General features: G+C 40.7%; 25 protein-coding genes. 8 read left to right on the top strand and 17 right to left on the bottom strand.

Annotated features, from left to right (window positions below; all coding sequences use genetic code 11):
* Positions 1–30: 30 nt before the first annotated feature.
* The 6 genes from ACTQ45_RS07800 to ACTQ45_RS07775 form a co-directional block, all read right to left on the bottom strand.
* Entirely contained in the window at positions 31–726 is a 696-nt protein-coding gene (locus ACTQ45_RS07800) for a methionine ABC transporter permease (protein WP_441752216.1), read from the bottom strand.
* Positions 719–1,459: a methionine ABC transporter ATP-binding protein gene (locus ACTQ45_RS07795; RefSeq protein ID WP_441752214.1), complete on the bottom strand. Its 741-nt coding sequence runs from the start codon at positions 1,457–1,459 to the stop codon at positions 719–721. Before ACTQ45_RS07795 ends, ACTQ45_RS07800 begins: the two co-directional genes overlap by 8 nt.
* A gap of 954 nt (positions 1,460–2,413) precedes the next feature.
* Positions 2,414–3,580, bottom strand: a complete 1,167-nt coding sequence (locus tag ACTQ45_RS07790; RefSeq protein WP_441763412.1) for an ATP-grasp domain-containing protein — start codon at positions 3,578–3,580, stop codon at positions 2,414–2,416.
* Positions 3,581–3,746: 166 nt separating this feature from the next.
* A complete protein-coding gene (locus ACTQ45_RS07785; RefSeq protein WP_441763411.1) occupies positions 3,747–4,502 on the bottom strand; it encodes an esterase family protein in 756 nt (251 codons plus the stop codon).
* A gap of 39 nt (positions 4,503–4,541) precedes the next feature.
* Entirely contained in the window at positions 4,542–5,711 is a 1,170-nt protein-coding gene (locus ACTQ45_RS07780; RefSeq protein ID WP_441763443.1) for an ATP-grasp domain-containing protein, read from the bottom strand.
* Between the two features lie 206 nt (positions 5,712–5,917).
* On the bottom strand, positions 5,918–7,054 hold the full coding sequence (locus ACTQ45_RS07775) for a tetratricopeptide repeat protein (RefSeq protein ID WP_441763410.1): 1,137 nt from the start codon (positions 7,052–7,054) through the stop codon (positions 5,918–5,920).
* A 282-nt stretch (positions 7,055–7,336) separates the two neighbouring features.
* On the opposite strand from ACTQ45_RS07775, the gene ACTQ45_RS07770 reads away from it, so the two are divergent.
* The 4 genes from ACTQ45_RS07770 (at position 7,337) to ACTQ45_RS07755 (ending at position 11,802) form a co-directional block, all read left to right on the top strand.
* Complete coding sequence (locus tag ACTQ45_RS07770) at positions 7,337–8,209, top strand: carbohydrate ABC transporter permease (protein ID WP_441763409.1); 873 nt, start codon at positions 7,337–7,339, stop codon at positions 8,207–8,209.
* Positions 8,206–9,117, top strand: a complete 912-nt coding sequence (locus tag ACTQ45_RS07765) for a carbohydrate ABC transporter permease (protein WP_441752205.1) — start codon at positions 8,206–8,208, stop codon at positions 9,115–9,117. Before ACTQ45_RS07770 ends, ACTQ45_RS07765 begins: the two co-directional genes overlap by 4 nt.
* Before the next feature lie 114 nt (positions 9,118–9,231).
* Complete coding sequence (locus tag ACTQ45_RS07760; protein WP_441752204.1) at positions 9,232–10,560, top strand: ABC transporter substrate-binding protein; 1,329 nt, start codon at positions 9,232–9,234, stop codon at positions 10,558–10,560.
* Between the two features lie 120 nt (positions 10,561–10,680).
* Positions 10,681–11,802, top strand: a complete 1,122-nt coding sequence (locus ACTQ45_RS07755) for an ABC transporter ATP-binding protein (RefSeq protein WP_441763408.1) — start codon at positions 10,681–10,683, stop codon at positions 11,800–11,802.
* A 164-nt stretch (positions 11,803–11,966) separates the two neighbouring features.
* Here the strand turns inward: ACTQ45_RS07755 and ACTQ45_RS07750 are convergent, their stop codons facing one another.
* The 5 genes from ACTQ45_RS07750 to ACTQ45_RS07730 all read right to left on the bottom strand — a co-directional run bounded on the left by ACTQ45_RS07750 (position 11,967) and on the right by ACTQ45_RS07730 (position 15,633).
* Positions 11,967–12,395, bottom strand: coding sequence for a MaoC family dehydratase (locus tag ACTQ45_RS07750; protein WP_441763407.1), 429 nt, complete (start codon positions 12,393–12,395; stop codon positions 11,967–11,969).
* A gap of 40 nt (positions 12,396–12,435) precedes the next feature.
* The gene (locus ACTQ45_RS07745) at positions 12,436–13,458 is read right to left on the bottom strand and encodes an alpha/beta hydrolase (RefSeq protein ID WP_441763406.1); all 1,023 of its coding nucleotides are present in this window, start codon (positions 13,456–13,458) and stop codon (positions 12,436–12,438) included.
* Positions 13,459–13,525: 67 nt separating this feature from the next.
* Positions 13,526–13,822 (bottom strand): hypothetical protein, encoded by a 297-nt coding sequence (locus ACTQ45_RS07740; protein ID WP_441763405.1) that lies wholly within the window; start codon positions 13,820–13,822, stop codon positions 13,526–13,528.
* Between the two features lie 33 nt (positions 13,823–13,855).
* A complete protein-coding gene (locus ACTQ45_RS07735) occupies positions 13,856–14,428 on the bottom strand; it encodes a GNAT family N-acetyltransferase (protein ID WP_441752194.1) in 573 nt (190 codons plus the stop codon).
* A 395-nt stretch (positions 14,429–14,823) separates the two neighbouring features.
* Positions 14,824–15,633 (bottom strand): aldo/keto reductase family protein, encoded by an 810-nt coding sequence (locus ACTQ45_RS07730; RefSeq protein ID WP_441763404.1) that lies wholly within the window; start codon positions 15,631–15,633, stop codon positions 14,824–14,826.
* A 226-nt stretch (positions 15,634–15,859) separates the two neighbouring features.
* Here ACTQ45_RS07730 and ACTQ45_RS07725 point away from each other — a divergent pair, with 226 nt between their 5' ends.
* Positions 15,860–16,843: a YhdH/YhfP family quinone oxidoreductase gene (locus tag ACTQ45_RS07725; RefSeq protein WP_441763403.1), complete on the top strand. Its 984-nt coding sequence runs from the start codon at positions 15,860–15,862 to the stop codon at positions 16,841–16,843.
* A gap of 342 nt (positions 16,844–17,185) precedes the next feature.
* On the opposite strand, the gene ACTQ45_RS07720 is transcribed toward ACTQ45_RS07725, so the two are convergent.
* From ACTQ45_RS07720 to ACTQ45_RS07710, 3 genes are all read right to left on the bottom strand, one after another.
* Positions 17,186–18,205 carry an ABC transporter permease subunit gene (locus ACTQ45_RS07720; protein ID WP_441752189.1) on the bottom strand — a complete coding sequence of 340 codons (1,020 nt, stop codon included), beginning with the start codon at positions 18,203–18,205 and terminating at the stop codon, positions 17,186–17,188.
* A gap of 29 nt (positions 18,206–18,234) precedes the next feature.
* Positions 18,235–19,746, bottom strand: coding sequence for a sugar ABC transporter ATP-binding protein (locus tag ACTQ45_RS07715; protein WP_441752187.1), 1,512 nt, complete (start codon positions 19,744–19,746; stop codon positions 18,235–18,237).
* A 78-nt stretch (positions 19,747–19,824) separates the two neighbouring features.
* Complete coding sequence (locus ACTQ45_RS07710) at positions 19,825–20,898, bottom strand: galactose ABC transporter substrate-binding protein (RefSeq protein WP_441763402.1); 1,074 nt, start codon at positions 20,896–20,898, stop codon at positions 19,825–19,827.
* Positions 20,899–21,279: 381 nt separating this feature from the next.
* Between ACTQ45_RS07710 and ACTQ45_RS07705 the strand changes: the two genes are divergently transcribed.
* On the top strand, positions 21,280–22,185 hold the full coding sequence (locus ACTQ45_RS07705) for an AraC family transcriptional regulator (protein ID WP_441763401.1): 906 nt from the start codon (positions 21,280–21,282) through the stop codon (positions 22,183–22,185).
* A gap of 148 nt (positions 22,186–22,333) precedes the next feature.
* Here ACTQ45_RS07705 and ACTQ45_RS07700 read toward each other — a convergent pair whose 3' ends face one another.
* Positions 22,334–23,116 carry a sulfite exporter TauE/SafE family protein gene (locus ACTQ45_RS07700; RefSeq protein ID WP_441752181.1) on the bottom strand — a complete coding sequence of 261 codons (783 nt, stop codon included), beginning with the start codon at positions 23,114–23,116 and terminating at the stop codon, positions 22,334–22,336.
* 143 nt (positions 23,117–23,259) lie between these two features.
* Entirely contained in the window at positions 23,260–23,778 is a 519-nt protein-coding gene (locus ACTQ45_RS07695) for a VOC family protein (protein WP_441763400.1), read from the bottom strand.
* A gap of 164 nt (positions 23,779–23,942) precedes the next feature.
* On the opposite strand from ACTQ45_RS07695, the gene ACTQ45_RS07690 reads away from it, so the two are divergent.
* Together ACTQ45_RS07690 and ACTQ45_RS07685 are read left to right on the top strand one after the other, a co-directional pair.
* A complete protein-coding gene (locus tag ACTQ45_RS07690; RefSeq protein ID WP_441763399.1) occupies positions 23,943–24,602 on the top strand; it encodes an ABC transporter ATP-binding protein in 660 nt (219 codons plus the stop codon).
* A 1-nt stretch (position 24,603) separates the two neighbouring features.
* Entirely contained in the window at positions 24,604–25,380 is a 777-nt protein-coding gene (locus ACTQ45_RS07685; protein ID WP_441763398.1) for an ABC transporter permease, read from the top strand.
* A gap of 83 nt (positions 25,381–25,463) precedes the next feature.
* On the opposite strand, the gene ACTQ45_RS07680 is transcribed toward ACTQ45_RS07685, so the two are convergent.
* On the bottom strand, positions 25,464–26,105 hold the full coding sequence (locus ACTQ45_RS07680; protein WP_441763397.1) for an SOS response-associated peptidase: 642 nt from the start codon (positions 26,103–26,105) through the stop codon (positions 25,464–25,466).
* Between the last annotated feature and the right edge of the window lie 14 nt (positions 26,106–26,119).

Here is a 26,119-nt window from a genome sequence, read left to right as displayed (position 1 = left end):
CTCCCTTTTTTATTTTTTTGTTACCTTTTTTTAGCGTTTATCGAGTTTACTGGCTAGTTTGAAACCAAGCCATTGAATGAGTTGGACAAACACGATGATAATCACGATTGCTGTGTACATGATATCTGTTTCATATCTTTGGTAGCCGTAGCGAATCGCAAAATCTCCGATTCCGCCACCACCGACAACTCCCATGATGGTTGAATAAGACAAAAAGCTGACAAATGCTGATGTAAAGCCAATCACCAATGAGCTTCTAGCTTCGACAAAGAGAAATTTTATAATTAATTGTGTTAGGTTGGCTCCCATGGAATCCGCTGCTTCGATCACACCTTTGGGTAAATCAAGCAGGGATTGTTCGACAAAACGTGCATATAGCGCAATCGCTATTAACATTATTGGGAATGAAGCTGCAATGGGATCGCCTGTGGCTCGTCCGTAAAAAGTTCTAATGGCCGGTTGCATAGCGACGACCAACAACAAAAATGGAAACGATCTGACAATATTCACGAAAACATTCGTGAGAGTATAGAGTCCTTTATTTTCGGCCGGTCTACCTTTAGCAGATAGAAATAAAAGTGTACCTAGGGGTAAGCCCAGTAGAATCGCTGCGGCAGAGCCAAGTCCCATCATTATGCTCGTTTCTTGTAATGATTCCCAGATTTTCGGTGCGAAATCGATGAGTCTTTCAAGATATAAATCTAAAGTAAGTGGTTCATTAGGCATCTTTTGCTAGCACCTCCAACACACGTTCATGATACGTTATGCGAGCTTTGACCTGATTCGTTTGTTCGATGTTTAGTAAATCCATCAGTTTACCAGCTTCCAATATAGCTGCGCGGTGGCAAAGGTTTTGGATGACTTCCAATTCATGGGTCACGATTACAATCGTCATCCCAAATTTCTGATGGGCTCTTTTTAGCACAGCTACAATTTCATCGGTCATAGTCGCATCTAAAGCAGAGGTGGGCTCATCGCAAAGTAGAATACTTGGTTTCGTAATCAATGCTCTGGCAATCCCGACTCTTTGTTTTTGTCCACCGGACAATTGACTCGGATAGTGATTAGCTTTATCCGCTAACCCCACAAATTCCAACACATCATTGACGTTTAGGTGTTCTTTGTAATGGTGCAACTCTAATGGTAGGAGCACATTTTCGCGAACCGTTTTATTATTGAGTAAATTAAATTGTTGAAAAACCATGCTGATATGTTTGCGATGTTGACGCAATTGTCTTTTGGATAGTTTAGCAATGTTGAGACCATCGACGAAAACTTCGCCTTGATCGACTGCTTCCAGGGCATTGATAAAGCGCAGCAAAGTCGACTTCCCCGCTCCACTTTCTCCAATTACTCCGAAGATTTCTTGTTTCTGAATGGTTAAACTAACATCATCGACTGCATGAAAAGCTCCCGAAAAGCCCTCGTATTTCTTTGAAACATGTTTGAGTTCAATCAAATTGTCACCACCTGATGTTTAATAGAAGTTTGGTCGTTCGTTTTTTAGTGAGTCTTGGCTGGATAGCTGGATAGCTGGTTAGCTGGATGATAGCTGGTTAGCCGGATGATAACTGCAGCTGATTCCATTTAAATTGCTTGAAAACTGTTAAATATGAATGGTGCTTATGCTGTGCGTTCCTGGAAGTCTTCTTGTGAATACAGTAACAGACTAGCGGATTTTATATAACAGTTATTACCTACTAAAGATAGCATTGGATTTCATAGTTGTCAACATCCATTCTATTCTTATCCAACTTAAGTATAACAGTTATCAGATTGTGCATGACACAGTTTGTGACACAGAAATAAAGCCTTTTCATTCGACTACCATTCCTAAGCGAGTTGGGTGTTATACATCAGACAATTTTTAACCTTATTTTCATCAGATATTAAAACGAACGTTCAGGAGGTTTCTGGGCACTAATGAACGAAGGCAACTCATGAGTAAGAAGCTAATTTTTCTAGGTATATTGAGTAATTTCCGGCTGAAACGTATAAGCTATCAGCCACCGCTTATATGATTAGTCTATAAAAGAGGTTGTCTCTTAATTTAAATCGTCGTGAGTTGTAAACGAACGACTCCTTTCGGTTTTTTTATTGGGGGGTGGGGATGGGGATGTATGCAGGGGCTGAGTTTGAGGGGAAAGTTAGACTTAGATTCCCGTTCTATGGGTGTCACTTCTCTCTTTGGTCGGCACAAACATCATGGCGATGGGACCCACGATGTGGAAAGCCCTCCTGAATCCGTCGCTCGAGCAGCGATGATGTGAGAAGCTAATTTTACATGCTTTCTGATGAAAATACACCTTAATTTGACTCATTTCAGGTTGCTTTTGAGGCGATTGGCGCTTTCCACACACTCCACACAAAAACACTAACCTCTGTAATGTTCTCACAGAGGTTAGTGTTAAATTTAAGCAAGCTCTTGAATAAACCGCACGACGCGTGTCATATCTTCCACTTTATCCGTCACAATAAAGTAGCCCACGTCACCGAAAACACCTTCTGTTATAACAGAACTAACAATAAACTCCCCGTACCAAGCATAAATATCATCCTGCGTATACAGATAATTATTGTAACGTTTACGCGAAACATACCCACAATTTTTACGTTGACTCAAATCAGCCGTAAATTTCTGATGCAGAATGACTTGCGCATATTGATCATAAATATCAATACTATTGCCGAAATTAAACATCTCCACCATCGGACCACCCGGTGGGCGACAATTAATCTCCAAAGCCACTAAGGATTTATCAGTCTTCAAACGGAAAAATTCAAAATGGAAAAAGCGCTCCTTTACGTCGAAAGCCGCCACACACTGACGCCCTAATTCAATAATATCCTCAGGAATCTCACTGGGATAATGCACAAAACTATCGATGTTTTGAGAAATAATATCTAAAGCCGGCTTGTCATACAACATCTGTTGATAAAATACGATGCGCCCTTCATGATCAGTCAGACCATCAAAGGTTACGATGTCTCCATCGATAAACTCTTCCATAATAAAAGTCGTCGCCGTATTACGTTCAACAAAAAACGCCGACAACTCCTCATCACTCGTAATCCGCCAAGTATCGCTCGCACCTACACCAATATTCGGCTTCACAATGACCGGATAACCAAGCTCATCGACAATCTGTTTCGCATCATCCCAATCATCAAAGACACGCCCCTCAGCCACCGGAACACCAATCGAACGGAAAATCTCCTTCATCTTACTCTTCTGCTTAATCCGATCCATATCCTTTGCCTTAAGACCCGCAACATTAAAATCAGTCCGCAAACTCGCATCCGTCTCCATCCAATACTCATTATGAGACTCAATCCGATCAATCTTCCCATAACGATGTGCAAAATAAGCAACCGCCTGATACATCTGCTGATAATCCTCCATATTATCGACTCGATAATACTCAGTCAAGGCTTCACGCGTTCTCAGCGACAAATTCTCATAAGGCTCATCCGCGATTCCTAGAACAGTCGCCCCATTGGCACGCAACGCCGACGCAAACAACTGAAAATTCTCCGGATGATGCGGCGAAACAACGACAAAATTCAGTGCCCTTTCCATCAACTTCCTCCTTCACCACGAGTAATTAAAAAACGCTTACTTTTTATAAGAATAAGATAGACAGCCATCTAGCTTTACACGAGACTAGCTGACTATCTTATCGATGCTTGGTTGACACTCTAATAAAGTGACAAGTGAAAAGCCACTTAGTCGCTCTATTACAAACCTAAGCTAATTTGCCTTGCTGTTCGAGAACAGACAAGAAATACGGCCATTGCTTACGCCACCAAGGCCAATCATGAGCCACATCAGACCCCCAAAAATCAAACCAACCTGGAATGTTTTTTGCGACAAAGACTTCTTGTAGACGACTCGTATCATAAATATGTGGACTTTCCCAAGCCCCCTGACCTACACAGACAATAAAATCATTTTGACGGTACTGATCCAAAAACCAAGGATCTGACATATTCCATAAGTAATCAATCGGTGAATTTTGATAGACAGCCAGGTCATCGCCAAAGTCGCCGGTAAAGAAACGTGTATCATACACCCCACTCAGGGCAATACAGGCACCAAAGACATCCGGATGACGTAAGGCAAAATTGACCGCATGAAAAGCGCCCATTGAAGCACCCATCGACATTAAGGAGCCGCCCCATTGAGATTCATGACGAATCAAAGGCACCATTTCCTGCACAATATACGCATCATAAGCATTATGCGCTTCTGCCTTATCATGGGCATTCTTCCAATCGGCCAGCCAAGACTCCCCATCAAAGCTCGACACCGTGTAAACCGTGATCTTACCACGATTAATAAAATCAGCCGCTGCTTCAATCATGCCAAAATCTCCAAACTCGTGTTGGCTGCCACCAGACGAAGGAAAAACAACTACTGGTCGGCCAGCATGACCATACTTATTAAAATACATTTCGCGTCCTAACGCCCCACTGTAATGACTTCTTCTTTCAAAATTCATCATAATCCCCCTTAGAATTAAAGCAAAACACCTAGACCATTAAGCATCAATAAAAGCTAAAGCATCTAACAGAGTCTCTTTATCACTCGCTCGAACGACATAACCATTGCTACCTAAGACCGGTACAAAAGCCTTTGGCACCTCAATCAGCTTCATTAAATGCTCACCACAGTAAGCTTTGATCGCCTCATTGTTATGGGCAAACGTCCGTCCAGCCTTGCGTGACATATAGGCACAATAATAAGGTCGACTGATTTCTGCCTCAAAACGATTGTGTTTGACAATATTGGCATACTCAGCAAAAATATCCATATCATTCGCATAATTAAACATCTCAACCCCAGCGCCACCGGGCGGTCTAAAATTAATTTCTAAAGCCATATAACTGCCATCAGCTCTTTCGAAGAATTCGATATGGAAAAACCGTTCCTTTAATTCAAAGGCTGCGACGATTTTTCGACCATAATCTTCAAGCGCTTGAGGAATCACACGGTCAATATAATAGAAGAAACTACTATTAGTCGTCACCGCATCCAGGACGCCCTGGTTATACACATAAGAAGACGTAAAGACAACCTTACCATCTTTGTCAGTCAGACCATCAAATGAATGAATCGTTCCTTCAATATATTCTTCCATAATATAGTCCTGCTGCTCGTCCTTCTCACGGTAAAAGCGCGCTAAATCATCCGCATCATTCAACTTCCACGTATCATTGGCGCCCACCCCACTATCCGGTTTAACGACCACGGGATAAGCCAATTCCTCAATCAAACGCTTTGCATCAGCCAAATCCGAAAAGACACGACCTCTAGCAGCCGGAACATTGACTGAACGAAACACTTTCTTCATCGAAGATTTGCGTTTGACCCGCTCCATATCACTTGCCTTAAAACCAAAGACATTAAAATCACTTCTCAAACGTGCATCCGTTTCTAACCAATGTTCATTATGCGATTCAATCCGGTCAATCTTGCCATACTTAAAGGCAAAATAGGCCACTGCTCGATACATTTGTTCATAATCATCCATACTATCGACACGGTAATATTCCGTCAGCGACTGCTTCGATGCTTCGGGCAATGACTCATAAGAACCATCGCCAATGCCTAAAACGTTAATTCCGACATCTTTTAAACGGTGGGCAAAATATTGATAATTTTTAGGAAAATGGGCGGAAACAAGAATAAAATTCATCACATGACTCATCACAATCACCTCAATCATAATAGTTGTCTTATTATAACACAGACACTCATCATTCTCTAATCAAATTTTCATTTTAAAAACAGTGAATTCGCCCATAAAAAAACAACATTCTCTATTCAGAAAATGTTGTTCAGTCTCATTGTGATGGTTCGCGCTAGCTCACATGCTCAGTCCTTGCAGCTAGACAGCCTGTTTCGCCGTCAAGTTTAGGTGCCTATTTTGAAAGTGACTTGGTTTGCTTTTAATTGTTTCATGGTTTGAGGGCCAATGCCTCGTAGCTTAGCGACCTCAGCTTCGGTGACTTTTTCAAAAGCAGCAAATGTGGTCAGACCGATGTTTTCCAGAATCTCACGCGGTGATACAGCAATGCCAGCCAAAGGATCCGTCGCCGGCTTTGTTTGAGCGTTGGGAAATTCGATGACGTTCGTTGCCGACTTTGTCTGTGGCAACCTCTTGGCCTTACTTTTATAGGCATGCTTCAACCATGGATAAAGGTAGGCAGCCCCAACTAGGAGCGGAATCAGCGGGTACAAGGCCACACACAAGGATTCAAGACTATACAAATTATAGCTACCTGGATGACCTAACTTCACAATCATTTCGATTGGAGCCGCCTCATGCCTGAACAATTTACCCAACTCAGGATTTAGCTCCTTTAACGTTTGCATTAAATCATAGGCGTAATCCGTATGTTGCGTTAAAACCGACACACAAATCAGTGGCACAAGCAACATATCATCGTGGGCATCTTCCGGCACTTGCTCCAATAACCGCTTGGCTTTATCCCATTGATAGGTTCTAGCATAGATAGACATTAAACCATAACGTGCGCCCAGATTATCCATATCATTGTAAGCAAATAAGTCCTGAAACTGCTCTTGTGCTGCTGACAATAAACCGACCTCTAATAGAAATTCGGCATAGATTCCCTTGAATTTCCAATAATGTCTTTCTTCCCAATTAATCCAGCCTGCCTGATCGGTCTTTAACCATTTGGCCCGTTCACGTTTTTCAATGGTTACATAGGTCTTTAATTGTTCAAGTAAATCATCATCCATTAATAATAATTCAGCTTCATAGTTATCCGGCCATAATTTCAATGCTTGTTTCAGCATCTTCTTTTGCTTCGTGCGATTCGACTCTCGACTTGCCTTGCGAACTAACAGCATAGATTCTTCCTCGGCTAATAATGGTTCAGACTCATCCCACTGATCTTCTGCCTCGGGTGAAATGTTGTGTTGGTCCATAAAAGCTTCAACCGTTTCTTCAATTGACGAAAACTGATCTTGGTTGGCATCGATAAATTCCTGCAATAATCTGAAAATGTCATCATTAAAATGCATGTAGGCTACCCCCTATTTCCCCAATTATATCATGTTAAGAAAAGCATAACACTATCAATCTGGCAGAATAAATAAGAACATCCCATGGCCTTTACCTAAAATTTACCTATTCTTTACACGCTAAAAAGCTTTACGCGAAATTTACGCGTCATTTACTGGAAATTAATAATCTCTCGCTATACTTTAAGGCGTCAGTCCAAACACATTTGTGTCAAAAATCATGACTGAAGCTTGTCAATTTATTTATAAAAAATCCGTCGACATCGACAGAAAGGAATCGATATGGCATCACATAGTGTTAAAAGAAAGCCCCGAATAGAGCCTTACCTTTATTTGGTTCCTGCTGGGATTATTTTATTAATTTTTACCTACTGGCCATTTTTCCGCACAATTTATCGTAGTTTCTTCATTACGGATAACCGTGGCGTGGAAAAAGTCTTTTACGGCGTAAAGAACTACACAGACTTATTCAGCTCAAGTTCCTTCCAGAATAGTATTTGGGTGACTGTTCAGTTTGTCGTCTTAGTTTTACTCGTCGGCATGTCGATTGGTTTTATTACAGCTCTCCTTTGTAGCAAAGCTTTTCCAGGCTTGCAAGTCTTCTCGACAATTTATGCCTTACCAATGGCCATTGCTTCAAGTGGTATTGCGATGGTGTTTAAAATTATGTTGAATCAACAAACTGGTGCCTTGAACCAAATCCTTGGGACAGACATTAACTGGTTAGTTGATCCACAATACGCCCTTTTCAGTCTAGCTTTCATTACTGGTTGGTTGAATAGTGGCCTCAACTTTCTTTACTTCAGTGCTGCCTTAGCCAATGTGGACGAAAGTCTGTATGAAAGTGCCTCCGTTGATGGAGCAGACGCTTGGAACAAGTTTCTCTATGTTACCTTGCCGAGTATTCGCAACATCACATTTTACGTGTTTGTCATCAATATTATTGGTGCTTTCCAATCCTTTGCACAAATCCGTATCTTGACGGCTGGTGGTCCTGGAGAATCAACCAACGTCATCGTGCATGATATTTACCGCAATGCCTTCCAAAACTTCCGTTATGGCTTAGCATCTGCTGAATCAATTATTTTATTCGTGATAATCGCAGTCCTCACAGCCATTATGTTTACTATTCAAGCAAGGGGGGTCCGTTCATGACACAAGAAGCACCGGTTGAAATAAACAAAGTCGCGATACCAGCTGATTTACAACTTGAACAAGAACGCTTAGAAAGACGAGCCTCGTTTAAAAATCTCTTGATCAAAATCAGCCTTTTAATCGTGAATACACTTTTAGCGATTGTGACTTTGTTTCCTTTGATATACGCCGTGGCCATGTCACTCAAATCGCCCGGCGAAATTTACACAACTGACTTCCAATTGTTACCAAACAGCCCACAATTTTCAAACTACGAAGCAGCCTTTAATACTGCACCACTTGGTCGCTTCATTTGGAATTCCTTTCTAGTGGCTAGCTGCATAACCATCGGGCAATTAATCTCTGGATCACTCGCTGCTTTTTCCTTCGAGTTTTTAGATTCCAGGTTCAAAGAAGTCATATTCGCTTTAGTTTTGGCAACCATGATGGTGCCAGGTGAAGCGACCATCGTTTCGAATTACTTACAGGTCGCTCGTTGGGGTTGGCTAGATAGTTACCATGTGTTAATTATCCCTTACCTGACATCGGCTTCGACGATTTTCTTATTCAGACAATTTTATAAGAGTTTTCCTTTTACTCTCTATGAAGCAGCCAAGATAGATGGCTGTAGTAATCTCAGATTTGTGTTTACAATTCTGCTACCATTATCAAAACCTGCACTAGGCGCGACTGCCGTTAACGCCTTTATCAATGCATGGAATATGTATATGTGGCCATTAATGGTCTCAGGTTCTGATAATTATCGAACGGTCCAAATTGGGGTTTCAATGATGCAAAGTGTGGATAGTCAGTCAATCGTCTTGATGTTTGCCGGAGTTGTCTTCTGTTTACTGCCCTCTCTACTGATTTTCTTAGTCGGTCGCAAAACGTTGGTCAAAGGATTGTTCTCTGGTTCAGTTAAAGGTTAACCAGCTTAGCTGGTGATACAGTCAATGTATCTAGCTTTTGTTTAGCAATATCATAAAGCAAGGTTTGGTCAATTTAGACCATCATTACTTATATAATAAGGAGCAAGCAAAAAAATGAAAAAATTTAACCTATTAAAAACAGTTACAGCAGCAGCAGTTGCTTTAACTGCATTCGTCAACATTGGTGCAACAACACACGTCCAAGCACAAACCGGTGAAAACCAAGACATCGTTTTCTGGCATGGTATGGGTGGTAACGCTGGAACTGCTTTAGAAGCTTTAGTGGAACAATTTAACGAAGAAAACGAATTAGGCATTACAGTTACTTCTGAATATCAAGGCTCTTATGATGACACAATCACTAAATTAAGAAACTCTTCATTAGGCAACTTAGAAGCTGATTTAGTTCAAATCTACGATATCGGTTCTCGTTACATGATCGACTCAGGTTTAGTAACGCCAATGCAAAGTTTTATTGATGCAGAAGAGTATGACCTTTCACAAATCGAACCAAACATTGCGGCTTATTATTCAGTCAATGATGAATTAATTTCGATGCCATTCAACTCTTCAACACCAATCCTTTACTATAATGTGGATTTATTTGAAGCAGCTGGCATCGAAAATGCGCCAACAACTCTTGCAGAAATCATCGAGATTCAACCTGCTTTAGTAGAAGCTGGTGCAACAATGCCAATCTCTTTACAAATTTACGGATGGTTTGTTGAACAATTTATCGCAAAAGAAGGCGAACACTTTGTTAACAATGGTAATGGACGTGAAGACGTTGCAAGTGAAGTTGCCTTTATCGACTCAGGCGTAATGGTAGAAGTATTAACTGCTTGGAACGATTTATTTGTTGCAGATGCTGCTCCAAACGTTGGTCGTCAAGGTGGACAACCTGAATTCGTTTCGGGCCAATCAGCGATGACATTAGGTTCAACCGCTTCATTGGCAGGAATCCTTGCTGAAGTAGACGGTAAATTCGAAGTAGGAACAGCTTATTTACCAGCCGTCACTGAAGATGGCTTAGAAGGTGGCGTTTCGATCGGTGGTGCTTCTGTCTGGGCATTAGATAGCCAAGATCCAGAAAAATCACAAGCTACTTGGGAATTTGTTAAATTCTTAGTTTCACCATCAGTTCAAGCTGAATGGGCTGCAGCAACTGGTTACTTCCCAATTTCAACTGCTGCTCACGATGAGCCAGTATTCCAAGAAAACGTTGCTAACTTCCCACAATTCCAAACAGCGATTGACCAATTACATGCCTCATCACCTGAATCACAAGGTGCTTTAGTTTCTGTATTCCCTGAAGCACGTCAAATCGTTGAAACAGAAATCGAAAACATGTTAAATGGTAATTCAACACCAGAAGAAGCTGCCCAAGCAATGGCAGACCAAATCAACACAGCAATCGAACAATACAACTTAGTTAACTACTAATTTTTATCGTCGACACTGCATCATGTTGAAACGATAAAGAGAAAGCTTCTTGCGGTTTACAACGTAAGAAGCTTTCTTCTATTAGTAGCAGTCTAAATACTCTGAAAGCGAGGCATAAATATGGCGAATGTTGAATTGCGCGAAGTGACCAAATCTTATGATAATCAAGGCACTTTGGCTGTCAAACCCTTAACTATAGAAATTAAAGATAAAGAATTTGTTGTGATCGTTGGGCCTTCCGGCTGTGGTAAATCGACGACTTTACGAATGATCGCTGGCCTGGAATCTATTTCTGGAGGCGGGATGTATATTGATAATGAACTGGTCAATTATATCGATTCAAAAGACCGTGACATCGCCATGGTGTTTCAAAACTATGCCCTTTACCCTTATATGACCATTGCAGAAAATATCGGTTTCCCTTTAAAAATGCAAAAAGCACCCAAGGCCTTGATCAAAAAACGTGTGAAAGAAGTGGCTGAAATCCTTCAGCTTACCCCCTTTTTAAAGCGTAAGCCTGATGCTTTATCGGGTGGGCAAAAACAAAGGGTTGCACTCGGACGAGCGATGGTACGTCAACCAAAAGTTTTCCTCTTAGATGAACCATTATCGAATTTAGATGCGAAACTGAGAGTCGAAATGCGTGCTGAAATCGTTAAATTGCACCGTGAACTGGAAACAACCTTTATATACGTCACACATGACCAAACAGAAGCCATGACCATGGGCGACCGGATTGTTGTGTTACGCGATGGTCATTTAGAACAAATGGATACACCTATAAACTTATACGAATCACCCAAAACTAAATTCGTCGCTGAGTTTATTGGGAGCCCTCAAATGAATGTCTTCCCGACTCAATTATTGTATGAAAACCTAGACGTTGTGGCAGTTTCCTTCAACGGTAAAGGGGTTGAGCTAGGGCAAGCCTGCAAAGATCGTTTAAAAACGGATGTCATGGCAGAACAAATTTATGCCGGCATTCGCCCTGAACATCTGATTTTAACGAATGAAACTGATCCAGCTGCAATTCGTGTCCAAGTTGACAACGTTGAGCACTTAGGTCATAACGTCAATGTCTTCTTCACAATTAGCGACCGGCCTGAAGCTTTGGCAGCAACCCTCGCTGTTGAAGATGCTCCAGCAGTCGGTGACTTTATCTACTTAAAGGCTGATGCAAACCGTTGGCATCTCTTCGATCGCCATAGTGAACTCTCCCTACTTGAACCGCTTAGCCTCTAATATTAACAAATAGCCATCCTATTCCGTTTTCCGAATAGGATGGCTATTTGTGTGTTTGAAAACTCAATTGCTTCTAGCTTTTTCAGCAACTAAATTTAATTTAGTTGGCTGCCCTGTCACTTTGCATTAAAGATGGACTCATTTGGGGCGATACTTATGCTTCCTTAAGCGTCTTGACTCGTTTTCTTCTGTCTTGGCGGCTGGACATGTGCTTCCCCTGAGATCAATTGCTTACCATCTTGATTTGTCAATGACGTATCCAAGGTTATTCGGCCACGTCGGTCAATTTCTTTAATAGTCACAGTTGCGGTAACCGTATCATTAAAATAGATTGGCTTCAAAAATTTTAAGTCTTGCGACAAGTAGATTGAGCCAGGTCCAGGCAACTGCATGCCAAGAACAGCTGAAATAAAAGAGGCCCCCAATATACCATGGGCCACTCGCCCTTTAAACATTGATTGTTTGGCAGATACTTCATCGACATGAGCGGGGTTCAAATCACCACTGATACCTGCAAATAGGACCACATCTGTTTCAGTAACTGTCTTTGTAAAACTTGCGCTTTGTCCAACTGTGAATGGTGAGTGCGTCATTTTTTCGTCTCCTTTTATAATTTTAACTAAGTTCCTTTAACTAAGAGTGAAAGACACCCTTCAAAAAGGCCACTGTTTCTGCTAAGCATTGTTGTCCGGCTTCTGTATCGTAAGAAAATTGGTATTCGTGAATCAATTCCTCTTCTGTTTCAGTAAAGAATAAAGAGCTGACTGGCACTTCTAATGCCTCAAGTCGTTCGACAAAAGCTAGGCCCTGGGGCTCAAAGGAGTGGGTATTGCCATCCGTAATAAAGCTGGCTGGAAAAGAGGCTTGTAGGTGATCAGCTAAAGACGCTTCGAATAATTCAGCGCGTTCATTCCATTGACGGCTACCGATCATTGAACGCGACACAGTATTATAAAAAAAGCGTAACAAAGGACTTTCAGGACGAACCGTCGCCATCTGACTCATCGCAAGTGGTCCGCAATATGAAATAAAGCCTTTGATTTGCTTGTCAGCAAGGGTTTGCTCATAGCCGAGTGACTGACGATAGGCAGTCGCTGTTTGAAGTAAGACATATTGCCCGGCAATTTGAGCGCCTGCCGAATCACCTCCAAAAACTAATTGCTCAAAATCAATCACTTCTGATAATGATTCGTCATGGATCACATGATTGACCGCTTCGTTCAATTGGTCCAATTGACTGGGATACTTCTCATCTGGAGCTAGCGCATAATTAAAGGCAATAAAAGCGACACGCGTCTCAGCTACCAGATAAGTCGCCAATTCCAACATTTGTGATTTATTCCCTCCAACAAACCCACCACCATGCATCCAAATCACAACAGGAACTTTTTCATCTTCTGCTAAATCTGCAGGTAAGTAGACATCATATTGATTCCGAGCAAGTGTTGACGGGTAGATTAAGTCTGTCGTGACGGTAACAGTATCAAGGACTCGATCATAGTGTTCCGGATGGGTGATGCCATAAGGTCTGTCGAATAATTGTTTGATTAAAAAAGCCCCGGGTCTTGGCGATAAATGCATGGCAGTCCCGGTTGCTATTGCCAATCCACCAATGGTTCCAACTGACCACAGTAAAACTTTGCGTATTTTTTTCAACTAGAGTGCCTCTCTTTCATTTCGCAGCTAAGACTGCTTGTGTGTGCGAGTGTCATTTCGACAAGCTTTATAAAAGATATGTTTTAAATAAATCTCGTTTGTGCATCTCATCTTTAAATAAGCTGTAATTTTCAGCCGCATCTTTAAAATATTGCTTGTAAAAAATACCATAGGCGATCATCGCATAAAATTGACTATCCTGATAGCTCTCAAGTTTGCGGTAAATATTCATAACTTGCCGATCGTTTAGATTGCCAGTCTGCAAATTATTGCGGTCTACTTTCATCTGTTTTTGGTTTTTCGAGCGTGTAATAACACTCAACACAATAGCAGCCGCAAAGATCAGCAATAAATTTAGTAACATATAGACTCTCGACCCCTTTCAACTCTTTAGCAACTAGTTTAGTTTCATCGCTTCATAGTCACTTTTCAGCATGACATACTGGTGCATATCCCGGAAACTATCATATAGTTTGACTTGAGCTGGTTGCACAGCCACATGAGTGAAGCCGGCTCGTTTAGCTACCGCATTACTTGCATGATTTTCAATATCAGCATACAAATCTATCCGATTAAAGTCCAGTGTTTCGAAACCTATTGCCAGCATTGCTTTAACACTACGAGTCATAATCCCTTGACCATTATAAGCTGAATGAAGCCAATAGCCGATTTCAGCCCGTTGATTGCTTGCACTAACAAAGTGATAATTGATGGTGCCGACTAATTGCTTGCGGTAAGTAATTAACAAGAGGTAGTCTGTCCCTTCCGCCTGGCCATTCAGTTGAGACTTGATAAAAGCTAGTTCATCCTCAACAGTCTGTGTCGTATCCACGAAGGACAAAAAGGGACGTAAATGTTCCCGGTCGCTATCCAGTAGGCGAAACAATTCCTCCGCTACAGATTGAACATGCGTCGGTGCTACCAAAGCCAGCTCCTCATCGATTGAATATTTAAATGGAAATCGATCCATCATACCACTCCTTCGTCCTTGTTTCACATTATTTTATCATGATTTAATGGACAATGCCTCTATAATTTAAGATGAGTGAAGCCGATTGGATACATTAACCATAGAGTAGACATCTGGCGCTCAACACTTGGAGCGATTGGCACGCTATCGTGCCGACTCTACCCAGACACTTGGTCCGATGAACCTTTCATTGTGCCAACTCCACTGGGACACTTGGTCCAATGAACACTCCATCGGGCCTACTATACCGGGACACTTGGTCCGTTGAACCCTCCATCGTGCCAGACTAAAAAACTCCTAGCAGAGGATACCCGGCAGGCACCTTTCCACTAAGAGTTTAATTTAAGTCGTGTTTAGCTAGCATAAAAAAACGCGAACGACTATTTTCTTGCTGCTTATAATGCAGCAACTTCAGCCATTTCTTCTGCTGTTAATTCAAAATCAAATAATTCAAGATTATCTTTTTGACGACCTGCATCATGCGATTTAGGGATCACTACTACGCCGCTTTGAATTTGATAACGTAAGCTAACTTGAGCCCATGATTTATTATAAGACTTACCAATTTCAGTTAACTTCACTCGTGCTTCGTCGGATACGCCTGATAAAGGCCCCCAAGCTTCAGAGACAATCCCGTGCTGTTTGCCAAAAGCAATCACTTCATGATTCCAATGGCCGACATGCGACTGAATTTGGTTAACTGCTGGTTCAATGCGTGCATTATCTAACAGATACTGCAACTGTGTCTCATCAAAGTTTGACACACCAATGGCTTTAAAGACACCTTTATCCACATACTCTTCTAGAACTTTCCAGACTGATACGATTTCATCTAAATCGTCCCAAGGATGATGAATCAAATACAAATCAATATAATCTGTTTGAAGTTGTTCTAAACTGAACGCAATACCTGCCTCAACAGCCTCACGTGACGCCGTATACTCTTCTTTACCCGGTAATTTAGAAGTTAAGAAAAATTCTGAACGGTCTAATCCACTCTTTTTAACGGCAGCTCCAATTACAGCTTCGTTACGGTAACCGATAGCTGTATCAATTAAACGATAGCCTGATGCAATCGCAGCATCTAATTCCGTAGTATCTCCAGTTATGTCACCATTATAATTATGGTCTTGTTTTCCGTACGTATTTGTCCCAGTTCCGATCATAGGGATTTCCACGCCAGTATTCAGTGTTACAAATTCCATTTAATCATCTCCAATCCACTGTATTATAACATAATTGTCTAAGGTGAACTAATGAAGGCAATCAGTAAGGCTTAGTATATTTTTCAAGAAATTTACCTTAAACTTAAGTAAGCACTTACAAAATAGGAATAGTAATCGTTCACACTCAGATTGCTTTCAATAGGTGTTTGTGATAACGTTATCATGAGGATTAAAGTAACATAACAAAAATATCGAGGAGGATTTTATGGATCAGTTTAAAGCATTAGTAGTGAAGGAAAGTGATGACAATATTGTTCATGGAATTGAAGAGATTACATTGGATCAATTAGACGAAGGCAATGTCTTAATTAAGGTTGCTTATTCATCATTAAATTATAAAGATATGCTGGCAGTACAACCTAAGGGTGGCGTTATTCGTCGTTACCCAATGATTCCAGGTATCGACTTAAGTGGGACAGTCGTTACTTCAGAAGTCGATCGTTTTACAGAAGGTCAAGAAGTATTAATCACAGGATACGACTTAGGGGTGAGTCATACGGGTGGACTTTCTGAGTATGCACGCGTCAATGCTGATTGGATCATTCCATTACCTGAAGGTTTGAGCCTGAAAGATGCTATGGTTTATGGAACAGCTGGCTTTACCGCCGCTCAATCTGTTTATGCCTTAGAACAACACGGTCTTGCAGACAACAAGGATGCCCATGTTATTATCACTGGCGCAACAGGTGGAGTGGGTAGTGTTGCCTTGCAACTCTTAAGTAAAGCAGGCTACACAAACTTAACGGCACTCGTTCGTAAAGACTATCAAGTTGAGGTTGCTAAAAACTTAGGTGCTCACCATATTGTCTTTCCAGATGACTTAGGTGACAAACGCATGTTAAGTCGTGCGAGCTATGACTTTGCTTTAGATACTGTTGGTGGTGATGTGGCTGCAACAATTATTCCACAACTGGCTGACAATGGCAGCATCTCAATGTGTGGGAATGCCGCAGGCGTTAAATTAGAAACCAACGTTTTACCATTTATTTTACGAGGCGTGAACATTTTAGGGATTAATTCAGTGACAGAAACGAACGAACGTCGTCTCTTATTATGGGATCACCTAGCAACTGACTGGAATATCAGTTCAGATGCATTAAGTAATGAAATTACTTTGGATGAAGTTCCTTCCGTACTTGCTAAAATCAAAGACGGTCAACACTTAGGTCGAACAATCGTCAAATTCTAATTCAAATTAACAGACTGCCTCTTCTTCAGTGAGTGTGGTAGTTTTTATTTGAAAGAAACTAAGCCAAAAGACACTCCCTATGAAAAATAACAGTGAGAAAATTTTATTATGTGTGCACTAGCCTCTGTTGCCGCAGAGCTAGTGCTTTTTTGGCTTAATACCTTAAAATAATCGATACAATTAAGCAGCTGACAATGGGTATTCTAGCTTGAACTGGCGTAGTCGTCCCAATTTTGCCAACGATTCTGTTTACTTTAGCCCTTCATTCACTCATCCAAAACAAGCCTGCGCTGTCTTAAACTAAGACAGCTGCAGGCTTGTTTTTTGAAAAAGGGACAACTTTTATCTTTTCTTCATTGTTTTGCGGATGTCTAATGCAACAGCTGCAACAATCACAATTCCTTGGAAGACGTTTGTCATCTCTGGCGTAATCCCCAAAAATTGAAGACAGGTTTTTAATAATTCAAAGACAAGTACCCCAACTAGAATTCCTGGAACCGTCCCAACCCCTCCGGCTGTAGACACACCACCAATTGTTGCGGCTGCAATGGCTTCTAACTCATAGCCTTGTCCGGCAGTCACGGCTGCTGAACCTGTTTTTGCTGTTAATAGGAAACCGGCAACTCCGTATAACAATCCAGCTAAAGCATAGATGATAATCTTAGATTTGTGGGTGTTTACGCCTGACACTTCTGCTGCGACTTCGTTACCACCGATCGCATACATGTGTTTACCATAAACAGTGTAGCGGTATAAGACAAACATAATAATCCCCACTAGTAAGGCGATAATAGTCAAATAAGGTATTTGTAATTCGCCTAATCTGAAACCTTGTGCCCCAAAACGACTGTAGCCTGTATCTAATGAACCAATAGGAGTATTCTTAGACAGAATCATATTCAATCCGTAAATCGCAATTTGGGTTCCTAATGTCGCAATAAAAGGTGGCACAGATAGTTTCGCAATTACAATACCATTGATTAAACCAAAGAATAAACCAACGCCAATGGCCGCAACCAGTGCAACTGGAATCGAACTCCCTGCGATATTACCATAAAGAATCCCTGGCGCATCCGCTCTTTGGAGGAAGACAGCTGACGTGACGGCTGTTATTCCGACAATTCGCCCTGCTGACAAGTCAGTTCCACGGATAATCAAGGCACCGGAAACCCCTAGTGCAATAATAAAGCGGACTGAAACGTTGGATAGAATGTTTTTTAAGTTATTGAAACTGATGAAATTATTCGCACTAAATGATGTATAGATAACCATTAAGATGATAACCACTATTAACGCATTTTCAATTAGCCATTCCTTGATTTTTACTGTATGATTCGTTACTTTATTTGAATTTTCACTCACGATGATACCTCCAATTTAATCGATGTGCTTTAACTCGTCATGAAACGAGTCGCAAGGGACATAATTTTTTCTTGCGTCGCATCTTCTTGATTAACGAAGCCTGAAATTTCACCTTCGCACATCACCATGATGCGATTTGACATCCCGATAATTTCACTCATTTCAGATGAGATTAAAATGATTGATTTTCCTTGTTTAGCTAGAGCATTGATAATTTCATAAATTTCATATTTTGCCCCTACGTCAATTCCTCTGGTTGGTTCATCCAGTATGAATACTTCTGGACTTGTAACTAGCCAACGAGACAAAATAACTTTCTGTTGGTTCCCACCTGAGAGGTTTTGAATGAGTGTATCGCGACTAGGTGTTCTGACATTCAATGCTTTTATTTCTTGATCAACCATTGCTTTAACTTTAGATTCTTGAAGTAAGCCAATCGCATTCGTATAATTTCTGAGCGAAGCAACCGATACATTATCTGTGATCGATAGCACACTAAAAATACCTGAGTGACGACGGTCCTCTGTCACAAGTGCCAAGCCATTTTTAATCGCATCTTTTGAATCTTTAATTTTAATTTCTTTTCCATGGAGGAATAATTGACTGCCAGCTTCAATCGCCCGGATGCCAAAAATAGCTTCCATTAATTCGGTCCTTTGTGCACCAACCAAACCCGCCACTCCCAAAATTTCTCCTTTTTTTAGTTCAAAGGAACAATCTTTAAACGAGTTCATTCTCGGTGATGTAAAGTGTCTCACTTCAAGTATATTTTCTTCTTGAGGCGAGAAATCTCGTTCAGGAAACTGTTTATTTAATTCACGCCCAACCATGTGGCGAATAATTTCTTGTGTCGTAATTTTCTGTGCATCATAAGTGCCAACATATTGGCCGTCTCGCATGATCGTAATCTCATCAGAAATTTTCAAAATCTCATCCATTTTATGAGAAATATACACGATACCTAAGCCATCATCTCTCAGTTTATTAATGACTCTAAACAGATTAGCGACTTCGGTAGAGGTGAGAGACGATGTCGGTTCATCCATAATAATAATTTTTGCATCGTGAGAAATAGCTTTCGCAATTTCTACTGACTGTTGTTGCGAAATCGTTAAATCACCTAACTCTGTGTCAGGTTTAACTTTTAAGCCAATAATATCTAAATAACGCTGAGTCTCTTTGTTCATCTGGTCATGATCAACAAACAAGCCTTTCATTGGATAGTTTCCCAGAAAGATATTCTCGGCCACCGTCATTTTAGGAATCGGCTGTAATTCTTGATGAATCATCGCTACCCCATGATCCAAGGCTTCTTTTGAGTTAACAAAATTGATTTCTTTTCCATCTAATTCAATTGTTCCACTATCTCTGAAATAAATGCCATACAAACATTTCATCAAAGTTGATTTCCCTGCACCGTTTTCCCCCATCAAGGCGTGTACGCTGCCTCTTTTTACTGTCAGCTGGGCTTGGTCTAATGCTTTTACTCCGGGAAAGGTTTTATCAATGTCTGTCATGGTTAAAAGTACATTTTCATTCAATAGTTTTCACATCCTTCTATTAAAAATAAGGCGTCTGATGTTTGACAGTCAGACGCCTTAAAAGCTTCTAAAGATTAATTATTCACCATAAGTGTCAACTAGACGTTGTTGGTATTCTTCAACCGTTTCTTCACGATAATCTAAACGTTGTAATTCAGCATCTTCCGCTGTCATGACTTTAATATAGTCATGCCAGAAGTAAGCAGCCACATCTTCACCTGTTAATAATTTAACTGCAACTTCAGCAGCTGTATGTGATTGGTTAAAGTGGTCATTTAAGACAGTCCCTGTAAATTGACCTTCACCTAATAACTCAACTACTTCTGGTAAAGCATCAACCCCAACGATATAAATATCTTCGTTGATTACTCGGCCTGCACCGTTAATCGCTTGAACTGCTCCTAAAGCCATACCGTCGTTGTTAGAGAAAATAACTTCTAAGTCTTCACCATACTGGCTCAAAGCATTGGCAGCAATTTCTTGACCTTTTGCTTGATCCCAGTTACCACGTTGATGTTCACCTAAAGTTTCTGTTGGGATAGTTTGTTCTAACGTTTCGATAGAATACTGTGTTCTTTGTTCAGCATCTACGTTACCAGCATCCCCCATAATCATTAAGTAGCTAACTTTACCATCGCCGTTTAAATCACCCATGTCATCTAATTCAGCGATCATTTCACCTTGATAGATACCAGATTGACGAGCGTCAACACCGACATAAGTTGTTTTGCCTGGCCATAATTCTAGTGTTGAAGCATTTGGTTCACGGTTAATTAATACAACCGGAATCTCTGCACTTTGAGCACTTAAAATAATTTGGTCAGCTCCTGTTGGGTCTACTAAGTTTGCAATTAATAGGTCCTTACCTTGAGCAATAAAGTTATTTAACTGTTCTGTTTGTGTCGCTTGGTCATTTTTTCCATCTTGGAATTCAACATTATAGGTATTGCCATCTGCTTCGCCCAATTCAGTAAAGTATGTTTCCAATTCATTTCTGAACAATGTCATAAAGTTATCGTTGTACTGATAAATGGCAACCCCAATTTCATAAGTTTCTCCTTGTGCATTAACGGGGCTTAAACTCGCCAATGGACCTACTGATAAGACAAAAACGACGAAAGCTACTAGATACTTTTTAATATTTTTCAACATTGAATGCTCTCCTTTATTTTGTAAGTATTATGACTATAAAATAAAACTTTCTAAATCTTGCATTACTAGTAATCGCTTTAAAACTCGACAGAATCAAGTATTATCTGTCATTGATTCTCGTTTTATTGCTTAGTAAAAAAATGGCGCATTTCACACGCCCTTCTCCTTTCCTTACGTCCAAAAAAATAATCAATGCCAACGAACTCTTGATAAATTGCTTTAAAACAACCTCCTTTGATACTTAAATTGCAAACCCTTACATTTGTAATTATATGCTTTTTGAAAATTGAATGTCTATGATATTTCATAACAAATGCATAGCCTTTTGTTTATTATATGATATGATTATAGTAATGAATAGAAAGTGGTGAAAAAATGATTATGAAAAGTTTTTGGAAACACTTAGCCTTGGATAATGGCGAGTTAACTTTGATTGAAGCCGGCTTACAAAAATTTGTTCCTCACCAAATGAATAACTACCGCGTCCGTCATGAGGCTGTCCTCCATGTAGTCTTGGATGGTGCAGGAATTTACAAGGTTAATCATCAGACCTATGAATTAAAAGCGCGTGATGGCTTTATCTTGAAGAAAAATCAACAAGTTTTCTATACCCCTAAAGCCGACCAACCTTGGACGATTGCCTGGATTGGTTTAGGTGGCAAAAATTTGCATCACTATTTGCGCAATACAACACTTGCCAACCAGGATGTCTACAAGTTCGAGGAAGACAGTCTAGCTTGGGTGGAGATGCTTAATTTTATTGCTTTACTCTCTAATAGTGATCCAACCAGTCAACTCGATTATTTACGAGCCTTTAGTCGCCTCTATCAACTACTTTTAACGATTAATCATGAGTTTGCGGTCTACCAAACTCGGCAAAATTCTTACACGATTCCCGAAGCAAACCTTGCTGAAAAAATATATGAGTTTATTTACGAAAACTTTCTTACCAACTTATCGATTACACAAATTGCGGATCACTTCGATATCAGTCGTAACTATTTATTCAAACTATGCAAAGAGTATTACGGTCAATCGCCGAAGAATATGATTCAAGAACTTAGGATGAACCAGGCAGTTCAGCTCTTACGTGGCTCAACAATGCAAGTCAAAGAAATCGCCAGCATTGTAGGCTATAAAGATGCTTTCAGTTTTTCAAAAATGTTCTCCAAATATTATCACTATAGTCCCACACAATTTCGTCAAATGGGTGAAGACATTTATGATGAAATGTTATTTACCATCGATGAGACACTGCGTAAAAAATCATTCAAAAAATACTATTAATCAACTCGTGTCGGATGGTATAGTGATTAAGTCGGAATAAAAAAAGACTGCAGAAAAAGACTGACTGGACGCTTAAAGGTTTCACGATAATACTGACGGTACTATTGTCTAAAAAGGGTCGGTTGGGTCTTTTTTTTGCAGCTTTTAATTAAAATGTTTGGTAAATATTAAGGACGGATATGAACATCAAGACGATCATTAAGGCGTTGTATAGGTTTTCGATGCGTTGGTTAGTGAGTTTTTGGTTAATTAGCGTGCCCATGTAACCCCCGATAATGGCGGCGACTATGATAAATGGCAAGAGACTAAAGTCAAATTCAAACAGTTCGCCGCTCAAGGCCATGCTGCCGAGTTTGGATAGTTGCGAAAAGAAGATGGTCGCAATTGAGTAAACGGCAGCGTTTTTCATGCTGAAGGACATCAGCCACATTAATAAAGACACGTTCAATGGGCCACCTCCGATTCCTAGGAAAACTGAAATCGTACCTAGAAAGACGCCGACACCAACGGCTAATAGCCAATGGTTGACTTGATAGTGCTTGATGCGATGTTTATTGAAGGCGTAAATCAAGATTATCATCAAGGTCGCAAGTAATAAGCTCGCTTGAATGCGTTGAACCATCGCATCACTGAGGGACTGGGTTGCTATCGAAAAGAGGCTTTCTCCTAAATAGCCACCTACTAGTGAACCGGCCGAAACCCCAATGAGAATCGGACCATTAAATTGAAACCCTTTTCTGATTTGCTTGTAAATGGACACTAAGCACATCGTAAAAACAGCGACTGAAGAATAAAAACCGATGACTGTCGGGGTGTCTGCGCCCAATAAGTCAAATAATGGTTTAATAATAACGCCGCCACCTAAGCCAGTCACGGCGCCAATGGTTGTTGCAAGCAAAACAATTACAGTGTAAATAAATGTCAGTGTCATGAAACGCTCCTTTAATAAATTTAATCTTAGTTAATCCTGTCATAAGGGCTCGGGCGAGCACTTGGCTCGGCACTTGAGCGAGCAGTTGGCGCAGCGTAAGTCCGAGCGCTTAATCTGGCTGATTTTATCAAGTCCGCTACCTGTCAAAATCGCCAATCTGCCTTGGCAATACGCTGAATCTTATGTGTGTTGCCCTCTTCTTCAGCCTCTTCTTCGACTCTTTCTTCCTGCAATTTCATATAGGCTTCATAGCGGTCCTGAAAAGAAATTTCCTTGAGCAATTGATTGATTGTCCAAGTGTAACCAAAAGGATCAGTGAACTGCGCATGATACATGCCCATAAACTCGCTGGGAGGTTGAATCTCAGTCGCCCCATGATGTCGGGCCTTTGCTAAAGTAGCATCGACATCGTCTACCATCAATTGTAGCCAAATGGAAGCTGTTTCACCTGCTTTCGGCGCAAAACACTCATGGTCAGGATTTTCATCAATTAAACGCAAAGCGACATTGCCAATCAACACATTGACTTCATTTTTCTCACGACGGTTTGGAAATTCAAAAACATCTCCACGCTTAGCCTCTAAAACTTTTTCATAGAAAGTCAGCGCCATTAGAGCATTCGAGACCACAAGATTCAGTGTTAAACGGTTTTGGTTAGGCATCCATTACAACCCCTTTCATTCATAGAATAAGTATAACATATCTGGTTGAAATTCAGAGGGAGTAAACGTGTTCATACCCTACCCTAGTTGCTTTAAACGCACATATAGATTAGAATGATTCTAGTTAACTTAAAACAGAATAAGCATTTCTAGGAGGATATTAGATGGCACATACACAGCCGATTATTAGCCTGAAACGAGTAGGCTTTCAAATTAATAGCAAATCTATCTTGTCGGATATTACATTGGATATTTATGAAGGTGACAGCATTGCCCTTGTCGGCCCTTCTGGAAGTGGTAAAAGCACCTTATTAAAATTGATTGGAAGTTTACTCTCGCCGACTGAAGGTCGCATTCAATTTAAAGGCGCTGATTTAAGCCAGCAGAATCCAATCGATTACCGTCAAGAAGTCTCTTACTTCTTCCAGAATGCCGTCTTATTTGATGAAACGGTCCGCGATAACTTAGATTTTCCAGCTGAAATTCGCCAAGAGACCTTCGACGAAAAGCGTGCCATTGAAGGCTTGGAAAAAGTCCGTTTGAATGCCACTTATCTAACAAAAGAAATTCATGAATTGTCTGGTGGCGAAAAGCAGCGAATCGCTTTAGTCCGTAATTTAATGTATATGCCACGTGTTCTCTTATTGGACGAAGTGACAAGTTCACTCGATCAAATCAACCGTGATATTATATTAAATTATGTCCGTCAACTCAACGAAGCGCAAGGCACCACCCTTCTTTGGATAACTCATAACAATGATGATCTCCAATACTTTAATCGTGTGTTAAAAGTTGAAAACGGCCTAATGGAGGAAATTAAATAAAATGACTCAAAACTTAGAAATCAGCAATTTATCCCTAATGCTATCGACTCTTTTAATCATGTTGGCCGTTTCGGTCGACTTCAAAGAGAAAATCGGCCTCAGTAAAGACATTATCATCGCTTCTGTGCGCTCGGTGATTCAATTATTTATTATCGGTTACGTCTTAGCGTTCGTGTTTAAAGTCGATAACTTTTGGCTCACGCTTGTCATGGTTGCCTTCATGATATTCAACGCTAGCTACCATGCTCATAAAACAAGTAATGGCATCAAACATTCCTTCCGCACCTCTTTTTTATCTATCGGCATCGGAACAAGCCTAGCTTTAATCATTCTTGTTTTGTCCGGCACGCTCGACTGGGTACCATCACAAATCGTTCCGATTACTGGAATGATTTCCTCAAGCGCCATGACAACCATTGGCGTCATTTATCGTACATTGCTTACACAGTTCAATGACCGTCGCCAACAAATCCAAGAAAAATTAGCCTTGGGAGCCACGAGTAAACAAGCGTCGCATGCCATTTTACGCGACAGTATCCGCATCGGAATGACACCTTCGATTTCAAGCACGAAAACCGTTGGTCTAGTCAGTTTGCCAGGCATGATGTCTGGGTTAATCTTTGCTGGGATCGACCCAACCCACGCAATCCGCTATCAAATCGTTGTGATGTTCACGATGATTTCCGTCGCAACTCTCTCATCTTTTATCGCCAGCTATTTAACTTACCAAACCTTCTACAACGACCAACTACAATTAAAACTTCCGATGACCAAATAGACTAAACGTCATCTAACAAAACAGCCACTACTGTCAGCCCATTAAAAAGGCTAGCATAGTGGCTGTTTCATTGAGTCGTTTTATTAGGGCTTAGCCTCTATTAGTAGCTCATGTGGATGAGTGTTTCTAATTTTTTCAAGTATTTCTTCTGCTGGCAATTCCAAATCAAGATAAACCTGTTCAAAAGACGGTTCTAAAATAACTGGCATCCGGTCATGAATAGGCGCCATTTGTTGACTCGGTTCGGTCGTTAATATCGCAAAAGTTAAATAACTACCGCCCTTGCCATCTGAATACCGTTCACAGATTCCAGCCATTGAAAATATAGCTTGATCTTTAACCGCGATACTATACATCGTTTTAGATTGCTCGTCACCAGCATTTGCTACTTGCCACTCATAAAAACAAGTCGCTGGTACAATGCAGCGCTTTTTCATAAAGGGTTCGCGAAACGTCTTCTTTTCCAAGATTGTTTCAATTCGGGCATTAATCAAGGGACGCTTCGCAAAACTTGGCGTCAATCCCCATTGGATATGATAAATTTTCTGATTGGGAAGCAGAATCGGATGATGCCCACTTGGATAAAAAATGTTGGGTGTGTCTTCTTTTTGTTCGGCTTCTTCTATCGCATAATCTAATACAAAGGAATCAATATCAGCAGGATTTAATTGGTAGCGTTCGAGTAATGCTTTCTTTGATGCTAGATAACTATATTGACCACACATGACTGACCGCTTCC

The organism is Fundicoccus sp. Sow4_D5, from assembly GCF_052116365.1.
In the GTDB taxonomy this organism is placed as follows: Bacteria; Bacillota; Bacilli; order Lactobacillales; family Aerococcaceae; genus Fundicoccus.
The sequence above is the reverse complement of the archived record's forward strand: the minus strand, read 5'-3'. Positions and strand labels throughout refer to the sequence as shown.

What these genes read in the sequence shown, in the direction of transcription:
- ACTQ45_RS07695 (WP_441763400.1), bottom strand. Translation starts at nt 23,778, where the DNA reads ATGCCTAACCAAAACCGTTTAACACTGAATCTTGTGGTCTCGAATGCT.
- ACTQ45_RS07740 (WP_441763405.1), bottom strand. Translation starts at nt 13,822, where the DNA reads ATGTTACTAAATTTATTGCTGATCTTTGCGGCTGCTATTGTGTTGAGT.
- ACTQ45_RS07800 (WP_441752216.1), bottom strand. Translation starts at nt 726, where the DNA reads ATGCCTAATGAACCACTTACTTTAGATTTATATCTTGAAAGACTCATC.
- ACTQ45_RS07760 (WP_441752204.1), top strand. Translation starts at nt 9,232, where the DNA reads ATGAAAAAATTTAACCTATTAAAAACAGTTACAGCAGCAGCAGTTGCT.
- ACTQ45_RS07775 (WP_441763410.1), bottom strand. Translation starts at nt 7,054, where the DNA reads ATGCATTTTAATGATGACATTTTCAGATTATTGCAGGAATTTATCGAT.
- ACTQ45_RS07770 (WP_441763409.1), top strand. Translation starts at nt 7,337, where the DNA reads ATGGCATCACATAGTGTTAAAAGAAAGCCCCGAATAGAGCCTTACCTT.
- ACTQ45_RS07710 (WP_441763402.1), bottom strand. Translation starts at nt 20,898, where the DNA reads ATGTTGAAAAATATTAAAAAGTATCTAGTAGCTTTCGTCGTTTTTGTC.
- ACTQ45_RS07730 (WP_441763404.1), bottom strand. Translation starts at nt 15,633, where the DNA reads ATGGAATTTGTAACACTGAATACTGGCGTGGAAATCCCTATGATCGGA.
- ACTQ45_RS07755 (WP_441763408.1), top strand. Translation starts at nt 10,681, where the DNA reads ATGGCGAATGTTGAATTGCGCGAAGTGACCAAATCTTATGATAATCAA.
- ACTQ45_RS07680 (WP_441763397.1), bottom strand. Translation starts at nt 26,105, where the DNA reads ATGTGTGGTCAATATAGTTATCTAGCATCAAAGAAAGCATTACTCGAA.
- ACTQ45_RS07685 (WP_441763398.1), top strand. Translation starts at nt 24,604, where the DNA reads ATGACTCAAAACTTAGAAATCAGCAATTTATCCCTAATGCTATCGACT.
- ACTQ45_RS07690 (WP_441763399.1), top strand. Translation starts at nt 23,943, where the DNA reads ATGGCACATACACAGCCGATTATTAGCCTGAAACGAGTAGGCTTTCAA.
- ACTQ45_RS07790 (WP_441763412.1), bottom strand. Translation starts at nt 3,580, where the DNA reads ATGGAAAGGGCACTGAATTTTGTCGTTGTTTCGCCGCATCATCCGGAG.
- ACTQ45_RS07735 (WP_441752194.1), bottom strand. Translation starts at nt 14,428, where the DNA reads ATGGATCGATTTCCATTTAAATATTCAATCGATGAGGAGCTGGCTTTG.
- ACTQ45_RS07705 (WP_441763401.1), top strand. Translation starts at nt 21,280, where the DNA reads ATGAAAAGTTTTTGGAAACACTTAGCCTTGGATAATGGCGAGTTAACT.
- ACTQ45_RS07765 (WP_441752205.1), top strand. Translation starts at nt 8,206, where the DNA reads ATGACACAAGAAGCACCGGTTGAAATAAACAAAGTCGCGATACCAGCT.
- ACTQ45_RS07725 (WP_441763403.1), top strand. Translation starts at nt 15,860, where the DNA reads ATGGATCAGTTTAAAGCATTAGTAGTGAAGGAAAGTGATGACAATATT.
- ACTQ45_RS07700 (WP_441752181.1), bottom strand. Translation starts at nt 23,116, where the DNA reads ATGACACTGACATTTATTTACACTGTAATTGTTTTGCTTGCAACAACC.
- ACTQ45_RS07750 (WP_441763407.1), bottom strand. Translation starts at nt 12,395, where the DNA reads ATGACGCACTCACCATTCACAGTTGGACAAAGCGCAAGTTTTACAAAG.
- ACTQ45_RS07785 (WP_441763411.1), bottom strand. Translation starts at nt 4,502, where the DNA reads ATGAATTTTGAAAGAAGAAGTCATTACAGTGGGGCGTTAGGACGCGAA.
- ACTQ45_RS07780 (WP_441763443.1), bottom strand. Translation starts at nt 5,711, where the DNA reads ATGAGTCATGTGATGAATTTTATTCTTGTTTCCGCCCATTTTCCTAAA.